This is a genomic window from Salinispora tropica CNB-440 (assembly GCF_000016425.1).
Lineage (GTDB): Bacteria > Actinomycetota > Actinomycetes > Mycobacteriales > Micromonosporaceae > Micromonospora > Micromonospora tropica.
In genome coordinates this window covers 4631940-4649888 of record NC_009380.1, presented here as the reverse complement: position 1 = coordinate 4649888, position 17949 = coordinate 4631940, and the positions used below count along the sequence as shown (strand labels likewise).

Here is a 17949-nt window from a genome sequence, read left to right as displayed (position 1 = left end):
CCCCCCAGGCCGGGCCAGCAGGTGCGGGCCGGTCAGTGGGTGCCCGCGGCCGGCCGTCCACCGAACCGTCGATCTCCCGACCGCCGCTCCGACCGGCCCTCCGTCGGCCGGCCCGAGTGGCGGCGATCACCGGTACGCCCCGGTTCGCCGCGGCGGTGCCGGTCTGCGAATCGGCGGTCCCCGTCTGGCCGGCCGGTGCGTCGGCGTGGTTCGGGCTCGTCCGGAACGGGTACGCCGCTCGGTTCCCGCGCTCCGGTCAGCTCGGCCAGCGCTGGATCGCCGGCTCGTACCCGGGTTTGTGCCGGGGCCACCCCCGCCTTCTCCAACATGGCGAGGGTGCCGCGGCGTTGCTTCGGCAGTGCCAGGGTCGCCACCGCACCGGTCTCGCCGGCCCGTGCGGTACGCCCCGCTCGGTGGAGATAGTCCTTCGGGTCTTTCGGCGGGTCAACGTGCAGGACCAGCGAGACGCCGTCGACGTGGATACCGCGGGCAGCCACGTCGGTGGCGACCAGGACATTCGTTCGGCCTTCCCGGAACTCGGCCAGAGTGCGGGTGCGCATCCGCTGGGTCTTGCCGCCGTGCAGGCCGCCGGCGCGTACCCCGACCGCCGCGAGCTGCCCCACCAGCCGATCCACGCCGAGCTGGGTCCGGGCGAAGACCATCGTCCGGCCCTCCCGTGCCGCGATCGACGCGACGACCGAGAACTTGTCGTGCGGCGGGATCAGCAGCAGGTGATGATCCATCGTTTCCACCGCCGCCGTCGGTGGCGCGGTCGAGTGGGTGACCGGGTCGGTCATGAAGCGTCGCACCAGCGCGTCCACGTCTTTGTCCAGAGTGGCCGAGAAGAGGAGCCGTTGCGCGTCGGCGGGGGTCTTCGCCAGAAGTTCGGTGACCTCGGGCAGGAACCCCATGTCAGCCATCTGGTCGGCCTCGTCCAGCACGGTGACCTCGATGTCGTCGAGGCGGCACACGCCCCGCTCGATGAGGTCAGCGAGCCGGCCAGGTGTGGCCACCAGCACCTCGACGCCGCGTCGTAGCGAGCTGATCTGCCGGTCGTAGGGCACTCCGCCGACCGCGGTCCGCAGGAACACGCCGATCGTCCGGCCGAGCGGGAACAGGGCGTCGCTGACCTGCATTGCCAGCTCTCGGGTCGGCACCAGCACGAGCGCGCGGGGGTGGCGGGGGCGGGCCCGTTCCCCGTTGGCCAGCCGGGCGAGCAGGGGGAGCCCGAACGCCAGCGTCTTTCCGGAGCCGGTCTGGCCGCGGCCAAGGACATCCCGGCCGGCGAGCGCATCGGGCATGGTGGCGCGCTGGATTTCGAACGGGGTGGTGATTCCCTGCCGGGCCAATTCCCGGACCAGGGGTTGGGGCAGGCCGAGCGCGGCGAAGTCGACGAGTTCGGGGGCGGACGGGGGCATGCCAGGGTCGATCGACGTGGTCAAGAATGGCCTTTCGAGTGGGGCGCATCGTCGCGATGGCCGCCGCGACGGAATGCCGCCGGATCACCCGCAAGATCGCCCATGGGCGCGCGCCGGGGCGCGCCAGGTCAGTTTCCGCGCCAGTGTACGGCGATGCCGCACCGCGCCGCGCACCAGCCACGACGCAGTGGGCAGGCTCACCCGCTCGCCAGGTTCCCGAACACCCCGTCCAGCGCGTTGTTGGTGATGAGCACGACCACCACGCCGATCGCCACCAGCAGGGCGAGCGCTGCGGCTAGGGCGACCAGCACCCGAGTGTTGCTGGAACGCTGCTCGGCCGGCGTCTCCGCCCAGCCCTGGGCGAGGATGTGCCCGGTCAGGGAGCCCGAGGTCTCCACCGGGTTGACCGGGAATGCGACGGTGGACAGGCCCGAACGGTCACCGTAGAGGCTGCTCAGATCACCCTCGTGCGGGTTTCGGTGCCCGGTGCCCGGCTGGTGCTGGTAGCCGGTTGCCGGGAATACCTGAGTCTGGGCGGATGAGGACGGGTGCTGGTAGCCGGTTGCCGGGAATACCTGAGTCTGGGCGGATGAGGACGGGTGCTGGTAGCCGGTTGCCGGGAATGCCTGGGTGTGGGCGGATGAGGACGGGGGCGGCAGTGACTCCGTGCGGGCCCCGGAGACCGGTGATGTCGCGGTGCGGGGGGTGGGGAACGGGCCGGGTGCCGGGACGTTGGCCTGCCCGGATGGCCCGGTGTCGCCGCCGGAGGTGATCGGTGGTGGAGGGAACGGGGGCGTCGGCGCCGGGTCGGGTGGCGCGGGCGCCGGCGGACCGGGTGGCGCGGGTGCCGGCGGACCGGGTGGCGCCGGGGCGGGGGGCGTCGGCTGCGGTCGGACCGGACCCGGCGGGTGGGGTCGGGGGGCAGGGGGTGCCGGCGGCGGTTCAGGCGCAAGCGGATCCGGGTCCGGAACGGACGGCTCGGGCGGCTGCACGGGCTCGGGCGGCGCGGAGCCGGCCCGGTAGACCCGGGCCTCCCCCGTCGCCGACCGAATGGCCGTCGCTTTGGCGGCGGATGGCTCCACCGCGTCGTTCTGCTCGGCCATGTTCGCCCTCCGCGCCGTGCTCGCACCCGGACTCGTGCCACCCGAGCCGGGGATGCCTGGGTTTCACCGTGCCACATTCCGTCCAGGTAGCACAGCCGGAGCAGGGCTACCCGGCCGTTTTCCGGGTTAGCTCAGCTGCTCGTACACATGTGTGGCAGGGCGGGTGGTCGGAGTGGTCACGCCGGGCTACGGCAGGAATGAGCCGCCGGTTGTCGAGGGCGACGGGATCCCGGTCGGGGTCGTCGAGGACGAGGTGGTGGGCGGCGGGGTGCTGGTCGGAGCTGCCGAGGGTGAGGTGGTGGGGGATGGGGTGTTGGTCGGGCTGGTTGTGGGAGACGGGGTGCTGGTTGGAGGCGGTGAGGGTGAGGTGGTGGGGGATGGGGTGTTGGTCGGGCTGGTTGTGGGAGACGGGGTGCTGGTCGGAGACGTCGATGGCGAGGGGGTGCTTGTGGCCGAGGGGGACGGTGATGCCGACGGGGGCGATGTCGGCTTCGGGGTGGCCGAGGCGGTGGGTGTGGGCGTGGGCGTGGGCGGTGCAGGGACTCCACCGACCACTCGCGTCGCCGCGTAGAGACGCGACCAGGTCACAGTTGAGATCTTGACCACGTCGCCGCTGCTCGGGGCGTGGATCATCCGCCCGCCGCCGATGTACATGCCGATGTGGTGGATGCTGGTCCAGCTCGACCCGGAGGCGAAGAAGAGAAGGTCACCGGGGAGCAGGCCAGTACGGGGGACGGTGCGGTGCCGGGTCGCGTAGTACTGGTCGCGGGAGACCCGGGGCAGGTTGCGGTAGTCGGCCGAGCGGTAGGCGGCCCAGATCAGGCCCGAGCAGTCGAATCGGTCCGGCCCCTCGGCCGCCCAGAGGTACGGATCGCCGAGCTGGTCCATCGCATAGGTGACCGCCGCGCGGGCGATGGGGTGCGCGACGAGCCCGTTCGCCGTCTCGTCGGCGACCCACTGCGCGCCGAGCGCCTGCTCCGCCGCCTCCTGCTGACGTTCCAGCTCCAGCAGTTGGGCGGCCTTGTCCTCCCTGAGGGAGGCGAGCTTCGCCTCCTCGCTGCGCAGCGCCTGCTCGGTGCTGGTGTAGGCGGTGTCGACGGAGCGTACCCGGGACTGCGCCGCCGTCATCGCCTGCTGCGCGACCTGCTCGTCGGCGCGGGCCCGGTTGAGCTGCCGGGTCGCCGCGGTGGTCTCCCCGCCGGCGACGTCCTCTCCCCGGGCGAGGCCGGAGAGCTCGCTCAGATCCTGGAGATCGTCGGCGAAGGGCGCGGGTGGCAACGCCGCAGCCGCCTTGATCGCGTCGGCGACCGCGGAATCCGCCCGCGACTGGGCCTCGGCCAGCGCTGTCAGGGCCAGGTTCAGCTCCTGCTCGGCGGCGATGAGCTGCGTCTCCGCCTCGGTCCGCTGTTGCCTCAGCAGGAGTAGTTCGTCGCTCAGTTGGCCGATGCGGGCCTCGGCCGCGTAGATCTGGGTGGCGAGCGGTCCGTTGATGAGGTTGTCGACCGGTGTTGAGGGAGACGGGGTGAGCGGTCCACCGCCGGGCAGGCTCAGCGGCCCGGACAGGACCGGGCGGGCGCCGCTGTCGGGCACGGTGTCGGGCAGCGGCGGATCGGCGTAGACCGGCGCGCTGAGCGCGCCGGCGGCGATGATGCCCAGCAACGCGGACCAGAGTTTCGGGCGGAGCACCGGCGAGATCACCGGGCTTCGTCGAGGTCGCCGTCCGTGGTCACTGTCGCCCATTCCGCTCCTTGTCTGGGTCAATACGTGTATTGGGTGCACGCAGTGCCCGGACGCTACCAGTGGTGTGTCTCGCCCGGCCTCATCCCGTCTTAGCGCACGCGGACAGCGGTGTCGATGTCTGGCGGGGTTACGAGTGGCTGAGAATTCGGGTAACGGCGACGGGGAAAGCGGTGAGGTGCGTCGCGGCTCACCGCCCGCGCTGACCGTGGGTTCGCCGGCCCACGTAGGCTCGACCGCGACCGCAGGCGGAAGGGACGGGGCTGGAGATGGACGCCGGACTCAAGCGCGAGCTCGAAGCGAAGGTGTACGCCGGCGAGCGGCTGACCCGCGCGGACGGGATCGCCCTCTACGACAGCGACGACCTGACCTGGCTGGGGCGGCTCGCGCACCACCGGCGGTCCGAGCGCAACGGCGACCGGGTGATGTTCAACGTCAACCGGCACCTGAACCTCACCAACGTCTGCAGCGCCAGCTGTGCGTACTGCTCGTTCCAGCGCAAGCCGGGAGAGAAGGACGCGTACACGATGCGGATCGACGAGGCGGTCCGCAAGGCCAAGGAGATGGAGGACGAGCAGCTCACCGAGCTGCACATCGTCAACGGGCTGCACCCCACCCTGCCGTGGCGCTACTACCCGAAGGTGCTCCGTGAGCTGAAGGCGGCGCTGCCGAACGTACGGCTCAAGGCGTTCACCGCGACCGAGGTGCAGTGGTTCGAGAAGATCAGCGGCCTGAGCGCCGACGAGATCCTGGACGAGCTGATGGACGCCGGCCTGGAGTCGTTGACCGGCGGCGGTGCGGAGATCTTCGACTGGGATGTGCGGCAGCACATCGTTGACCACGCCTGCCACTGGGAGGACTGGTCCCGCATCCACCGGCTGGCGCACAACAAGGGCATGAAGACCCCGTCAACCATGCTGTACGGACACATCGAGGAGCCCCGGCACCGTGTTGACCACGTGCTGCGGCTGCGTGAGTTGCAGGACGAGACCAACGGCTTCGTGGTCTTCATCCCGCTGCGCTACCAGCATGACTTCGTCGACTCGGCGGACGGCAAGATCCGTAACCAGATCCAGGCGCGGACGACGATGGCCTCGCCGGCGGAGTCACTGAAGACGTACGCGGTGTCCCGGCTGCTGTTCGACAACGTCCCGCACGTGAAGTGCTTCTGGGTGATGCACGGGCTCTCGGTCGCCCAGATGTCGCTGAACTTCGGCGTGGACGACCTGGATGGCTCGGTGGTGGAATACAAGATCACCCATGACGCCGACTCGTACGGCACGCCGAACACCATGCGCCGGGCCGACCTGTTGGACCTGATCTGGGATGCCGGGTTCCGCCCGGTCGAGCGCAACACCCGGTACGACGTGGTGCGCGAGTACGACGCCGCGCCCTCGCTCGCCGAGCGTCGTGCCCAGCCGCAGCAGGTGTGGGCCTGATCGTGCTGGTCGCCGGTTCGCGTACCCTCGTAGGGCCATGACCGAGCAGCGCAACAGAATTCCCCGGCGAGACGCCGAGGGACGGGTGCTGACCCTGGGCGACCTGCTCGGGGTGAGCCTGGCCGGCTGGGTCATCGGGGTGCTCGCGTTGGTGGCACTGGACTGGGCCGTCACCTCGTTTAGCTCGGGGGAGTTTGGCCAGGCCAACGGGTGGTTGGCGGTGATCCTGCCGGCCTGGCTCTACTGGGATGACTTCCGCGCCTGGGGGTTCGGTGCCGCCCGGGTGGTGGCGGGCCTGGTAGCCGGGGCCGTGGGGTTGACCCTGGGTCTGGCGGTGGCCGGCCTCACTTCTGACCTGCCGCCGGTGGTCTCCGGCGGGTTGGGTGCGGCGGCCTTCACCCTGGGGTATGCGGTGGTGTGGTTCCACGGCGTGCGGTGGCTCGCCCGGAGAACGGGCTGAGGACGCCCGCCGACGGCGGAGAACGGAGTGCGGAGATGAGCGCGGCGGTCAAGTACACCCTGGGTCGGATCGGGCTGTTTGTCGTTGTGCTGGCGGCCATCTGGCTCGTGGAGTTGAATCCCTTCATCAAGCTGATGGTGGCGCTGATCTTCTCGGCGGCGCTCTCCTTCTTCCTGCTGCGTCCATGGCGGGAGGAGATGGCCGAGGAGATGGCCGCCGCCGCCGAGCGGCGGCGCGCGGAGAAGGATCGGCTGCGCTCGGCTCTGGCCGGCGAAGACGACGCCGGGACGGACTCGGAGGAGCGGGGCGGGGACGCGCCAAAGTCCTGATCTCTGACCGGGGTCGGGCCGCACAGCACGGATTTAGACATGGAAGAATATTGATATGACCATGCCCTGAGTGGTGGAGTGTGCGGTACCAGGCGGGAAAGGTTTCCCGCGCTCGTCAGGAGGTTGTCAATGGCCTTCCGCACCCCCACCCTTCGCCGCCGCCTCGCGCTCGTCGTCGCCGCGGGGTTCGGCCTGCTCAGCTTCGCCGCGCCACCGGTCTCCGCGAAAGCCACGCCGGAACCCACCGGTGAGTCTGCGGCCGTCCAGTACCGGGTGCTCGGCCCGCGTACTCTGACCGACCGCAGCGCGGTCGCCAGCACCGGCGCCGCGATCGACTACTCCGAGCACGGTGTCCTGCACGTCTCCGCCACCGCCGCCGAGGCCGCCGCGATCACCCGGCTGGGCTTCGAGCTGGAGGAGGTTCCGGAAACGTCTACCGACCACGACCACGACCACGGGGACGTCGGCGTCTTCGACTTTCCGCCCGCCGACTCCGACTACCACAACTACGCCGAGCTGACGGCGGTGGTGAACCAGGTGGTGGCGGAGCACCCCAGCATCGCGCGGAAGATCAGCATCGGCACCTCGTACGAGGGCCGGGATCTGATGGCGGTGAAGATCTCCGACAACGTCGGGACCGACGAGGACGAACCGGAAGTCCTCTTCAACTCCCAGCAGCACGCCCGGGAGCACCTGACTGTGGAGATGGCGATCTACCTGCTCAACCTCTTCACCGACAACTACGGCAGCGACTCCCGGATCACCGATGTCGTCAACAGCCGGGAACTGTGGATCGTGCCGACCTTGAACCCGGACGGCAGCGAGTACGACATCGCCACCGGCTCGTACCGGTCGTGGCGCAAGAACCGGCAGCCGAACAGCGGCTCGTCATGGGTCGGCACCGACCTGAACCGGAACTGGGACTACCTCTGGGGCTGCTGCGGCGGCTCCTCCGGCTCCACCTCGTCGAACACCTACCGGGGCCCGTCGCCCTTCTCCGCCCCGGAGACCGATGCGATGCGCGACTTCGTTGACAGCCGGGTCGTGGACGGAGTCCAGCAGATCAAGGCCAACATCGACTTCCACACCTACTCCGAGCTGGTGCTCTGGCCGTTCGGCTACACGTACAGCAACACCGCACCGGGGATGTCGGCCGACCAGTACAACACCTTTGCCACCATCGGAACGGAGATGGCGGCCACCAACGGCTACGCCCCGCAGCAGTCCAGCGACCTCTACATCACCGACGGCAGCAGCATCGACTGGATGTGGGGGGCGCACGGGATCTGGGCGTACACCTTCGAGCTGTACCCCGGCTCCGCCTCAGGTGGCGGCTTCTACCCACCCGATGAGGTCATTCCGGCGGAGACCGCCCGCAACCGCGAAGCGGTGCTGCTCCTCGCCGAGTACGCCGACTGCCCGTACCGGGCGATCGGCAAGGAGGACCAGTACTGCGGTGATGGCGGCGGCGGGGACACGGTCTGGGCGGACACCTTTGAGACCGCGACCGGCTGGACGACCAACCCCAACGGCACCGACACCGCCACCACCGGCCAGTGGGAGCGGGGCGCCGCCCAGGCGACCAGCTACTCCGGTGCCAAGCAGCTCACCCCGTACGCGGGCAGCAACGACCTGGTCACCGGCCGGCTCGCCGGCTCCTCGGTGGGAACACACGACATCGACGGCGGCGTGACCAGCGCCCGTTCCCCGGCGGTGTCCCTGCCCTCGAGCGGCACGCTGACGCTCTCGCTGGCCTGGTACCTGGCGCACTACTCGAACGCGTCCTCCGCCGACTACTTCCGGGTCAGCGTCGTGCACAGTGGCGGCACCACCACCCTGCTCAACCAGGCCGGGGCGGCGACCAACCGCAACGCCTCCTGGACGGTGGCCAGCCTCGATCTGACGCCGTATGCCGGCCAGTCGATCCAGATCCAGGTGGAGGCGGCGGACGCCGCCGGCGGGAGCCTCGTCGAGGCAGCAGTCGACAACGTCACCATCACCGCTTCCTGAATTCCGAGGTGGGGGCCCTTCCCGGGCCCCCACCGCACCGCGTCACACGTCTCCGGCCAACGCCGGGCTCCTGCCCGACCATGCGCTACCGTGCTACCGACCATTCCGCAGCGAAGCCGGTGGGAAGCCGGCACTGTCCCGCAACTGTGATGCCCCGGGGTTTCCCGGGGACGAGTCAGGTCGCCTGCGGTCGGTCGCGATACGCGCTCTCGAGGAAGGGCGCCTCGCGGATGGGCACTTCGGTCCCTGTCGGCGAAGCACCAACTCCTCGACCGACAGGAGGCCCGATGTCCAGACGTACCCCCCGGCTTCTCACCGCGGCCCTCGCGGTGGCCGCGCTCGCACTCGGCGGCTGCGCCGAGACCACCGATGCCCCGGCACCCGACGACAGCGCGGCGAGCGCCGCGACTTTCCCGGTGACCGTCGGCTCACTGACGCTGGAACAGCAACCCGAAAAGATCGTCTCGCTGTCGCCGACCGCCACCGAGATGCTCTTCGCGATCGGGGCGGGGCCGCAGGTCACCGCGGTCGATGACAACTCCAACCACCCGGCGGAGGCGCCGCGGACCGACCTCTCCGGCTTCCAGCCGAACGCCGAGGCGATCGCCGTTCACAACCCCGACCTGGTGCTGCTCGCCAACGACCAGAACAAGATCGTCGACCAGCTCACCAAGCTGAAGATCCCGGTCTTCCTCACCCCGGCGGCGGTCACGCTGGACGACACCTATCGGCAGCTCACCGAGGTGGGCGCGCTGACCGGGCACCCCACCGAGGCCGCCGGCGTGGTCAGCCAGATGCAGGACGACATCGCGGAGTTGGTCGCCGACCTGCCACAGCGGGCGGAGACGCTCACCTACTTCCACGAGCTCAGCCCCGCGCTGTACACCGCCACCAGCAAGACCTTCATCGGCTCGCTCTACGCGCTCGCCGGGCTCGAGAACATCGCCGACCCGGCCGACGCGGACGGCGAGAGCGGCGGCTACCCGCAGCTCTCCGAGGAAGTCATTGTTCAGTCCAACCCGGACTTCGTCTTCCTCGCCGACACCAAGTGCTGCCAGCAGAGCGTCGCGTCGGTCGAGGCCCGGCCCGGCTGGGCAACGATCACCGCCGTACAGGAGAACCAGGTCATCGCGCTCGACGACGACATCGCCTCCCGGTGGGGCCCGCGCGTCGTCGACCTGCTCCGCACGATCATCGAGGCGACCGCCAAGGTCCCCGCGTGACGCTGGAGCGGCGGCGATAGCAGAGGCCTTCCCCATGCGGCAGGTGGTAACCCAGCGTCCCTCCCTCCGGGCGGCCGTGGCTCGGCCAGCCGGGCTGCGGCCCGGCTGGCTCGTCGCCGGGCTGGCCGCGGTCCTGGCCGCCCTGGTGGCGGGCGTCTCCCTCGGCCCAGTCAGCCTGCCGCCGGGCAGCGTCGCGGTCGAGCTGCTGAACCTCCTCCCCCGGGTCAGCCTCGACAGCGGGCTCACCGAGCGGGAGGTCGCCATCATCACCGAGCTGCGGCTGCCTCGGGCCGTGCTCGGCCTGCTCGTCGGCGGGTTGCTCGCCCTGGCCGGCGGCGCCTACCAGGGTGTGTTCCGCAACCCGCTCGCCGACCCGTACCTGCTCGGGGTCGCGGCGGGCGCCGGGTTCGCGGTCACCGTGGTGATCACCGCTGGCGGGGTCGGCGGGGCGATCACCGGGCTGCCGGTCACCATCCCGCTGGCTGCGTTCGCCGGCGCGATCGGTGCGGTCACCCTGACCTATCTGCTCGGTGCCGCTGGTGGCCGAAGCCGATCACCGGCGACCCTGATCCTGGCCGGGGTGGCGGTCTCCGCGTTCCTCTCCGCCGGGCAGACGTACCTGCTGCAACGCAACTCAGACAGCATCCAACAGGTCTATGCCTGGCTGCTCGGCCGGCTCGCCACCGCTGGCTGGCACGACGTACGGCTCGTCCTGCCGTACTTCCTGCTGACCGCCGTGGTGGTCCTACTGCACCGGCGGGAGCTGGACGTCCTCTCGGTCGGCGACGACGAGGCGACCAGCCTGGGCCTGCACCCGCAACGGTCCCGCTACCTGCTAATCGCCGCCGCCTCGCTCGGCACCGCCGCGGCGGTCTCCGCGTCCGGGCTGATCGGCTTCGTCGGGATTATCGTGCCGCACGCCGTACGACTGCTCGCCGGCTCCAGCTACCGGGTGATCCTGCCGCTGTCGATGCTCTTCGGCGGGGCGTTCCTGACGCTGACCGACGTGATCGCCCGTACCGCCGCCGCTCCCGAGGAGATTCCGATCGGGGTGGTGACCGCCCTGCTCGGCGGCCCGTTCTTCGTCCTGGTCCTGCGGAGCGCCCGGCGGGTGTTGGGATGAGCGCGCCGGCGGTGGCGGTACGCGACCTGCGGGTCCAGCTGGCCGGCGTACCGATCCTTACCGGGGTTGACCTGAGCGTCGCCGCCGGCGAGTGGGTGACCGTGATCGGCCCGAACGGCGCCGGCAAGTCGACGCTGCTGCGCGCCGTCGGCGGCCTGCTGCCCACCGAGGACGCGGTCTCCCTCTTCGGTACGCCGATCCAGCAGCTGCGTCGCCGGGACCGGGCCCGGGTGGTGGCGACGGTCGCCCAGTCCCCGGTGGTGCCGGCCGGGATGTCGGTCCTGGACTACGTGCTGCTTGGGCGCACCCCGTACATCGCGCCGCTGGGCCGGGAGTCCACCGCCGACCTGGCCGCCGCGCACGATGTCCTGGACCGGCTGGACCTCACCGGATTCCACGCCCGGGAACTGGCCACCCTCTCCGGTGGTGAGCGGCAGCGGGTCTTCCTGGCCCGGGCCTTCGCCCAGGGGGCCACCCTGCTGCTGCTCGACGAACCGACCAGTGCGCTGGACATTGGCCACCAACAGGACGTCCTCGAACTGGTCGACCAGCTCCGACGTGCGCACGGCCTGACCGTGGTGGCCACCATGCATGACCTCTCCATCGCCGGCGAGTATGCCGACCGGCTGGTGCTCCTCGCTGACGGTCAGGTGGCCGCCGTCGGTAACCCACGGGAGGTGCTCACGACGGAGCTGCTGGCCCGTCACTACCGCGCCACGGTGAAGGTGATCGATGGCGAGCGCGGCCCGCTGGTGGTACCCGTCCGTCCCGCCTCCGCGCCCGACGGTGTGCTGGGCCGGTGCTGACCGCCGTCCGTCGGTGGGCGGGGTGCCCGCCGTCAGGGTGGGGGAACCGGAGGTTGGAGCGGGGACACCGGAGGTTAGAACGGGGAACTGGCGGTCAGGGCGGGGTGATCGCGTTGAAGAGAGCGCCCTGCGGGTCGCGCAGGGCCGTGCAGCGGCCGGCGGCGGTGTCGCGGGGCGGCACCAGGATCGCCCCGCCCAGGGCGGCGGCCCGAGCGGCCGTGGCGTCAACGTCCGTCACCCCGAAGTACACCGACCAGTACCCGGGCGCGCCGGGCGGGAAGTCACCGAGCGGCGTGGTCATCCCGGCGACGATCTGGCTGCCGAGGCGCCACCCGGTGTGCCCCGCCGAACCCGTCGGCTGTTCGTCCGGTTGCCAGCCGAAGACCAGTTCGTAGAAGATCTTCGCGCCCTCCGGGTCGGGGGTGACCAGTTCGGTCCAGCTCATCGCCCCCGGCACCCCGAAGACCTCGCCGCCCGGCATCGTCAACGGCTGCCACACGCACAGCGTCGCACCGGCCGGGTCGCTGAGTACCGCCATCCGGCCTCGGTCGAACACGTCGAAGGGGGGCACCACGAGCTGCCCGCCGGCCTCCTCGACCCGCCCGGCCACCAGATCGGCGTCATCGGCGGCGACGTAGATCGACCAGATCGGCACCTGTTCGGGGATGGCTGGTGGCCCGGCACCCGCCACCGCCTGGCCGTGGCGGAGGAAGTCGGTGTAGCCGCCCGCCTCGGGCTCGGGCGCGACCCGTCCGGTCCAGCCGAACAGCTCCGGATAGAAACGGCGTGCGTCGGCGAGGTCTGGCGTGGCCAGGTCGGTCCAGCAGGGTGTGCCTGCCGGAACGATGCCCACATCGACCCCCTCTCGTCGGGGACGGCCACCGCGGTCCGCCCCGATCCGCATGGTGGCATTGCCGCGGCCCCTCCGGCGGGAAATGGGGAAACATCAACTCCAACCAGCGAACCGCACCGGGTGGCCGTCACCCAGCCGGCCGTGCGCGTAACACGATCGGTCCGGCCGATGGGGCCATCCGGCTGAGCCCGGCGCTGCGCAGGCCAACCGGGCTGAGCCCGGCGGTGGGCAGGTCAGCCGGACGACACCTGCTGGCCGGCGATGACGGTGGAGGATCTCGCTGGACCCGGTACATAAATGGCTACGGTGCGGGTGGCTGGAGGGGCTAGGCTGGTCGATCCGTGCGCCCTCGCGCCGAGCCGAGGCACAGCCGGTACCCGAACCGTGGGTGGCCGGGCGGCCAGGTCACCTGTCGACCCGGAGGAACCGCCGTCATGCCTGCCGACCTCACCGCCAACCTCACCGCCGACCTCGAGGCCGAACGCGCGCACATGGTCGCGTCGCGGGCCGCCCTGCACGCGATGCGCCAGCACGCCGAAGCCATGTACGCCGTCGGCGAGAAGATCGCCGGGGATCCCTTCTCCGCCGAGACCCTCGGGGTGGCGTTGGCCCGGCGGGTGGCCGAACTCGCCGACGACCCCCGTACGCCGCTGTTCTTTGGTCGCCTCGACCTCGACGGTGCCCCCGAGCCGGGAGGCGAGTCGTTGACCGGCCGCTATCACATCGGGCGGCGGCACGTCACCGACCAACTCGGGGAGCCACTGGTGCTGGACTGGCGCGCGCCGGTCAGTCGTGCCTTCTACCAGGCCAGCGTCCGCGACCCGCAGGGCGTACGGACCCGCCGGCGGTTCGGGTTCGCCGGCGGCGATCTGACCAGCTTCGAAGACGAGCGTCTCGGCCAGGGTGAGGAGTTCGGCACCGCCAGTAGGATCCTTATCGAGGAGATCGAACGCCCCCGGGTCGGGCCGATGCGCGACATCGTCGCCACGATCCAGCCCGAGCAGGACGAGCTGGTTCGCGCCGACCTCGACACCTCGATCTGCGTACAGGGGGCACCCGGGACCGGTAAGACCGCCGTCGGTCTGCACCGGGCCGCGTACCTGCTCTATCTGCACCGGGAGCGGCTTCGGCGTACCGGCGTGTTGATTCTCGGGCCGAACCCGGCGTTCCTCGGCTACATCTCGGCGGTTCTGCCCGCGCTCGGTGAGCTGGAGGTGCGGCAGTCCACCCTGGAGGGGCTCATCGGCCGGGTGCCCGTGTCCGGTGCCGATCCCGTTGAGGCTGAGGTCGTCAAGCACGACCCTCGGATGGCGACCGTGCTGCGTCGGGCACTGTGGTCGCGGCTGGGTCGAGCTGACTCCTCGATCCAGGTATCCGACGGCGCCTATCGGTGGCGTATCGATCCGGGGGTGCTCACCCGCCTGGTTGACGACACCCGACGAGAGGATCCCCCGTACCTGCTCGGCCGGGAACGCGTCCGCGCCCGGGTCGTCGGTCTGTTGCAACGCCAGGCCGAGACGCGCTCCGGCGAGTCACCGGGGGAGCCGTGGCAACGGCGGATGGGAAAGGCCAAACCGGTGGTCGAGTTCCTCGACGCCTGCTGGCCGGCGGTGACGCCGCAGTCGCTCGTCTTCGAGCTGCTCAGCGACCCGGAGGCGCTGGCTCGCGCGGCGGAGGGCATCCTCACCGAGGCCGAGTGTCAGGCGCTGCGCTGGCCGCGGCCCTTCCGGAGCGTCAAGAGCGTCCGGTGGAGCAGCGCCGATCTCGTGCTGCTCGACGAGGCCGCAGGGCTCCTGGAACGGGAGTCGAGCCTCCACCACATCATCATCGACGAGGCGCAGGACCTCTCCCCGATGCAGTGTCGGGCCATCGGCCGGCGTACCACGCACGGTTCGATCACGTTGCTCGGTGACCTCGCCCAGGGCACAGCACCGTGGGCGGCGACCGACTGGGAGGAGTCGCTGCGGCACCTGGGCAAGCCCGACGCGTCGGTGGTGCCGTTGACCACCGGGTTCCGCGTACCGGAGGCGGTGGTTGCGTTGGCCAACCGGCTGCTGCCTGCTTTGGCGGTGAATGTCCCCCCGGCGGTGTCGCTGCGTTCGGACGGCAGTCTTGTCCTGCGCCGGGTCGACGACCTGGCCGCCGAGGTGGTCGCGGAGCTGGCCGCGACCCGTACGCTGCCCGGTTCGGTCGGGGTGATCGTCGCTGACCGCCTCCTCGACGAGCTACGGTCCGCGCTCGTCGCGGCCGGCGAAGAGCCCGGGGAGCTCGACGCCCCAGTGAGCAGGCGCGTCACCGTGCTCCCGGCAACGCTGGCCAAGGGCTTGGAGTACGACCATGTGATCGTCGTCGAACCGGCGGAGATCGTGGACGCGGAACCGCGCGGCCTGCACCGGCTCTACGTCGTGCTCACTCGCGCGGTGACCCGGTTGACGGTGCTGCATGCCCGAGCGTTGCCCGTAGCGCTCTCCACCGATGCGCTCGACCACGCCATCGGTCCCGAGGTACCCGCTCCGGCATGACTCCTGCCTCCCCGCCCCTTGGTGGCGCTGACTGCGGTGTTGGCCACTCCGGCCCTGACCCGGCGTCACGGTGCGGTGCGGCGGCGATACGGTCGGGGCATGGTAGAGGCGATCGCGCGCCCTCGGGTCGGGCACATTCAGTTCCTGAACTGCCTACCGATCTACTGGGGGTTGATGCGCTCGGGCGCCCTGATCGACGTTGACCTGCACAAGGACTCGCCGGATCGGTTGAGTGCCGCACTGGTCGCCGGTGACCTGGACATCGGCCCGATCACCCTGGTGGAGTACCTGAGGAACGCCGACGACCTGCTGCTCCTACCCGATCTCGCGGTGGGTAGTGACGGACCGGTGCTCTCGGTCAACGTCGTTTCGACCCTTCCCCTGGCTGACCTCGACCAGCGTCGGGTCGCGCTCGGGTCGACCTCGCGGACCGGCGTGCTGCTGGCTCAGCTGCTGCTCGCCGAGCGGTACGGGGTACGGCCCGAGTACTTCCGCTGCCCGCCGGACCTCACCCAGATGCTGTTGGAGGCGGACGCCGGGGTTCTGATCGGTGACGTGGCGCTGCGGGCCCTCCTGGAAGCGCCGTCCCGGGGCCTCACGGTTACCGACCTCGGTCAGGCGTGGAACGAGTGGACCGGGCTGCCGATGGTATTCGCCGTCTGGGCGGTACGCCGGGACTTCGCCGCTGCCCATCCCGGTCTGGTCAAGGAGGTGCACGAGGCGTTCCTGCGGTCCCGGGATCTCTGCCTGGCCGAGTTGGACCAGGTGGCCGCGGCGGCTGCCCGCTGGGAGAGCTTCGACGCGGAGACGCTGGCGACGTATTTTCGGATGTTGGACTTCAGCCTGGGTGATCGCCAGGTCGCCGGGCTGCGCGAGTTCGCCCGCCGGGCCGCTGCCGCCGGCGCCGTCCCCGAGCTTCCCGCCGGCGGCCCGGCCCGCTTCGTCGGCTGAGGCCGGCCACGTCGGCCCGTGCCGACCACTGCGGCCCGTGCCGACCACGTCGGCCTGCTTCGTCGATGGATCAACTCGCGGTGCGGGGTCGCCGGTCAGAGTCAGAGCGGTTCGGTCAGCAGGGCCTCGGTGACTTTCTGACAGTTGTTCATGCCGTACTGGTAGCCCTTCGCGACCGGGTAGCGCAGCATCACCCCCATTGTCCAGGTGTCGCCGATCGCGAGGCAGTTGACGTGGTTCTCCTGTTCGCGGGTGCGGTCCACCCAGCCGTTCTTGATGGCGATGGTCTCGCTGACGGCCGACGGGAATGCCTTGCGGATGCCGAAGTCGCCGGCGTCACGGACCAGCCGCATCTCCTCGAGGAGCCAGTCCGTCCACTCCGGGCCGGCGGCGCGGCCATCGGCGATGCACTCGCCGAGCCGGGCGGTGTCCCGCGGGGACAGCTCGGTCCGGCTCCAGCCGCCGTCCTCCGCGACGCTGCTGTCGGTCAGCTCACACAGGGACAGCAGGCGCTCGATGGAGGTGGAACCGCCGAGGTTGTTGTAGAACTTCTGGGTACGGGTGTTGTCACTGTCCCGGATGATCTTTGTGGCGTCGGCGAGCTCGGCCTCGGTCGGGGTCCTGCCGGCCTCCACCGTGCGGCGCAGGTAGTCGGCGACGATCCAAGACTTGATCATCGAAGCCGTGGTGCTGGTCTCGGCCATGTTCTCCGAGCCGGTGATCTCACCGGTACGGCGGTCAAGCACGCTCCAGGCATACCAGCCGTCGATATCCAGGCTCGTGAGATCGTTCGCTGCGAAGGGCAGCGGTTCGAGGGACGGGCTCGGCGACGGTGTGGGCTGGGCCTGCTCTTCGGGTTCACCGGACTGTTCACTCGCTGGGCTCTCTCCCCACAGGGCCGTCGCCTCGGATGCGAAGGGCGACCCGGGGAGCAGGCGGAGGGATACCAGTACGAAACCGATCAGGACGGCCGTGATCGCGACTAGCTTGAGCATGGACGTGCCGCCCTGCCGCGAGCCGGACTGGTCGGCCATCAGAGGCTTCCGGTCGGCTGCTGCGGCACCTTCAGGGCGGCGCCGGGCTGCGGGGTGACGAGCTGGGTGGTGACGCTCGCGCAGGTCTGGGCGCCGTAGTCGAGCCCGCTCTGCTGCGGGTACCGCATCATCACGGCGAGACTCCACTGGTCGTTGACCGCGAGACAGTTGACGTGCCAGTTGCCGTCGTAGTTCAGCGCCGTCCACCCGTTCTTCATGCTGATCGGGCCCTGGCTCGTGATCGACTCCGGAAGGCCGTCGATGATCCCCCATCGGCCGCCACCGGAGCGGGCCTTCTGGTCGTCGGGGGCGGTCGTGCCGCGAACCTGGCTCATCTCGTCCAGCAGGAACTCGGTCCACGTCGGCCCGGCGGCCGTGCCGTCGGCGATGCAGTCGCCGAGCCGCACCGCGTCCCGCGGGGACATCTGGGTGAAGCTCCACCACCCGACGTAGCCCGGCACGGTGCCGGGCTTGGTGTCGGTGAGGCCGCAGGTGCTGATCATCCGGTCGATGGTGGCCGACCTGCCGACTGCTGAGTAGAGCTGGTTCGCCGCGTCGTCGTCGCTGTCCCGGACCGCCGTGGTGATGGTGTCGCGCATCGTCGTCGAGAGCGCCTCGTCACCGAGTCGGTTCAGGTAGTCGGCGGCGAACCACACTTTGATCATCGACTCGGTGGAGCTGGTGTCGGTGAGGTTCTCCGCACCGGAGATCGTGTCGATCTGGCGGTCCATCAGCGCCCAGGAGAAGAACTCGCCCTTGAAGGGTACGGACACCGGCGCGTCGGCCAGGGTCGGCGGTGGGGGTGGGGCGGGGACGGGCGTGGGGACGCTCGCCTCGGTGTCGGTGCCGCCGTCGTCGAGACGGGCGTACGCAGCGGGAATGATCAAAGCAATTCCGAGGACGACCGCTATGACGGCTAGCAACCGGGGACGCATAACTGG

Annotated in this window: 15 protein-coding genes and 1 riboswitch; of the genes, 9 read left to right on the top strand and 6 right to left on the bottom strand. The window is 70.5% G+C overall.

Going from position 1 to position 17949, the window contains the following annotated elements:
• Positions 1-32: 32 nt before the first annotated feature.
• The 3 genes from STROP_RS20600 to STROP_RS20590 all read right to left on the bottom strand — a co-directional run bounded on the left by STROP_RS20600 (position 33) and on the right by STROP_RS20590 (position 4261).
• Positions 33-1418: a DEAD/DEAH box helicase gene (locus STROP_RS20600; RefSeq protein WP_012015286.1), complete on the bottom strand. Its 1386-nt coding sequence runs from the start codon at positions 1416-1418 to the stop codon at positions 33-35.
• 197 nt (positions 1419-1615) lie between these two features.
• A complete protein-coding gene (locus tag STROP_RS25870; RefSeq protein ID WP_012015285.1) occupies positions 1616-2521 on the bottom strand; it encodes a hypothetical protein in 906 nt (301 codons plus the stop codon).
• A gap of 186 nt (positions 2522-2707) precedes the next feature.
• The gene (locus STROP_RS20590; protein ID WP_012015284.1) at positions 2708-4261 is read right to left on the bottom strand and encodes a C40 family peptidase; all 1554 of its coding nucleotides are present in this window, start codon (positions 4259-4261) and stop codon (positions 2708-2710) included.
• Positions 4262-4527: 266 nt separating this feature from the next.
• Between STROP_RS20590 and mqnE the strand changes: the two genes are divergently transcribed.
• The 7 genes from mqnE to STROP_RS20555 all read left to right on the top strand — a co-directional run bounded on the left by mqnE (position 4528) and on the right by STROP_RS20555 (position 11648).
• Positions 4528-5697 (top strand): aminofutalosine synthase MqnE, encoded by a 1170-nt coding sequence (gene mqnE / locus STROP_RS20585; protein ID WP_012015283.1) that lies wholly within the window; start codon positions 4528-4530, stop codon positions 5695-5697.
• Between the two features lie 37 nt (positions 5698-5734).
• Positions 5735-6157 (top strand): hypothetical protein, encoded by a 423-nt coding sequence (locus STROP_RS20580; protein WP_026275176.1) that lies wholly within the window; start codon positions 5735-5737, stop codon positions 6155-6157.
• 35 nt (positions 6158-6192) lie between these two features.
• Complete coding sequence (locus STROP_RS20575) at positions 6193-6486, top strand: DUF4229 domain-containing protein (protein ID WP_012015281.1); 294 nt, start codon at positions 6193-6195, stop codon at positions 6484-6486.
• 129 nt (positions 6487-6615) lie between these two features.
• Positions 6616-8496, top strand: a complete 1881-nt coding sequence (locus STROP_RS20570; protein ID WP_012015280.1) for a M14 family metallopeptidase — start codon at positions 6616-6618, stop codon at positions 8494-8496.
• A gap of 83 nt (positions 8497-8579) precedes the next feature.
• Positions 8580-8702: riboswitch (cobalamin riboswitch) on the top strand.
• Positions 8703-8783: 81 nt separating this feature from the next.
• Positions 8784-9719 (top strand): ABC transporter substrate-binding protein, encoded by a 936-nt coding sequence (locus STROP_RS20565; RefSeq protein ID WP_026275177.1) that lies wholly within the window; start codon positions 8784-8786, stop codon positions 9717-9719.
• A gap of 34 nt (positions 9720-9753) precedes the next feature.
• Positions 9754-10842 carry a FecCD family ABC transporter permease gene (locus tag STROP_RS20560; RefSeq protein ID WP_012015278.1) on the top strand — a complete coding sequence of 363 codons (1089 nt, stop codon included), beginning with the start codon at positions 9754-9756 and terminating at the stop codon, positions 10840-10842.
• Entirely contained in the window at positions 10839-11648 is an 810-nt protein-coding gene (locus tag STROP_RS20555) for an ABC transporter ATP-binding protein (protein ID WP_012015277.1), read from the top strand. The genes STROP_RS20560 and STROP_RS20555 overlap by 4 nt, the downstream gene beginning before the upstream one ends.
• Before the next feature lie 94 nt (positions 11649-11742).
• Here STROP_RS20555 and STROP_RS20550 read toward each other — a convergent pair whose 3' ends face one another.
• Complete coding sequence (locus tag STROP_RS20550) at positions 11743-12501, bottom strand: VOC family protein (protein WP_012015276.1); 759 nt, start codon at positions 12499-12501, stop codon at positions 11743-11745.
• A gap of 434 nt (positions 12502-12935) precedes the next feature.
• On the opposite strand from STROP_RS20550, the gene STROP_RS20545 reads away from it, so the two are divergent.
• Both STROP_RS20545 and STROP_RS20540 read left to right on the top strand, forming a co-directional pair.
• On the top strand, positions 12936-15023 hold the full coding sequence (locus STROP_RS20545) for a HelD family protein (protein WP_012015275.1): 2088 nt from the start codon (positions 12936-12938) through the stop codon (positions 15021-15023).
• A gap of 99 nt (positions 15024-15122) precedes the next feature.
• The gene (locus tag STROP_RS20540) at positions 15123-15974 is read left to right on the top strand and encodes a menaquinone biosynthetic enzyme MqnA/MqnD family protein (RefSeq protein ID WP_026275178.1); all 852 of its coding nucleotides are present in this window, start codon (positions 15123-15125) and stop codon (positions 15972-15974) included.
• Positions 15975-16075: 101 nt separating this feature from the next.
• On the opposite strand, the gene STROP_RS20535 is transcribed toward STROP_RS20540, so the two are convergent.
• Both STROP_RS20535 and STROP_RS20530 read right to left on the bottom strand, forming a co-directional pair.
• Positions 16076-17008: a serine hydrolase gene (locus STROP_RS20535; protein WP_012015273.1), complete on the bottom strand. Its 933-nt coding sequence runs from the start codon at positions 17006-17008 to the stop codon at positions 16076-16078.
• The gene (locus STROP_RS20530) at positions 17008-17943 is read right to left on the bottom strand and encodes a serine hydrolase (protein WP_012015272.1); all 936 of its coding nucleotides are present in this window, start codon (positions 17941-17943) and stop codon (positions 17008-17010) included. Before STROP_RS20530 ends, STROP_RS20535 begins: the two co-directional genes overlap by 1 nt.
• Positions 17944-17949: the final 6 nt, after the last annotated feature.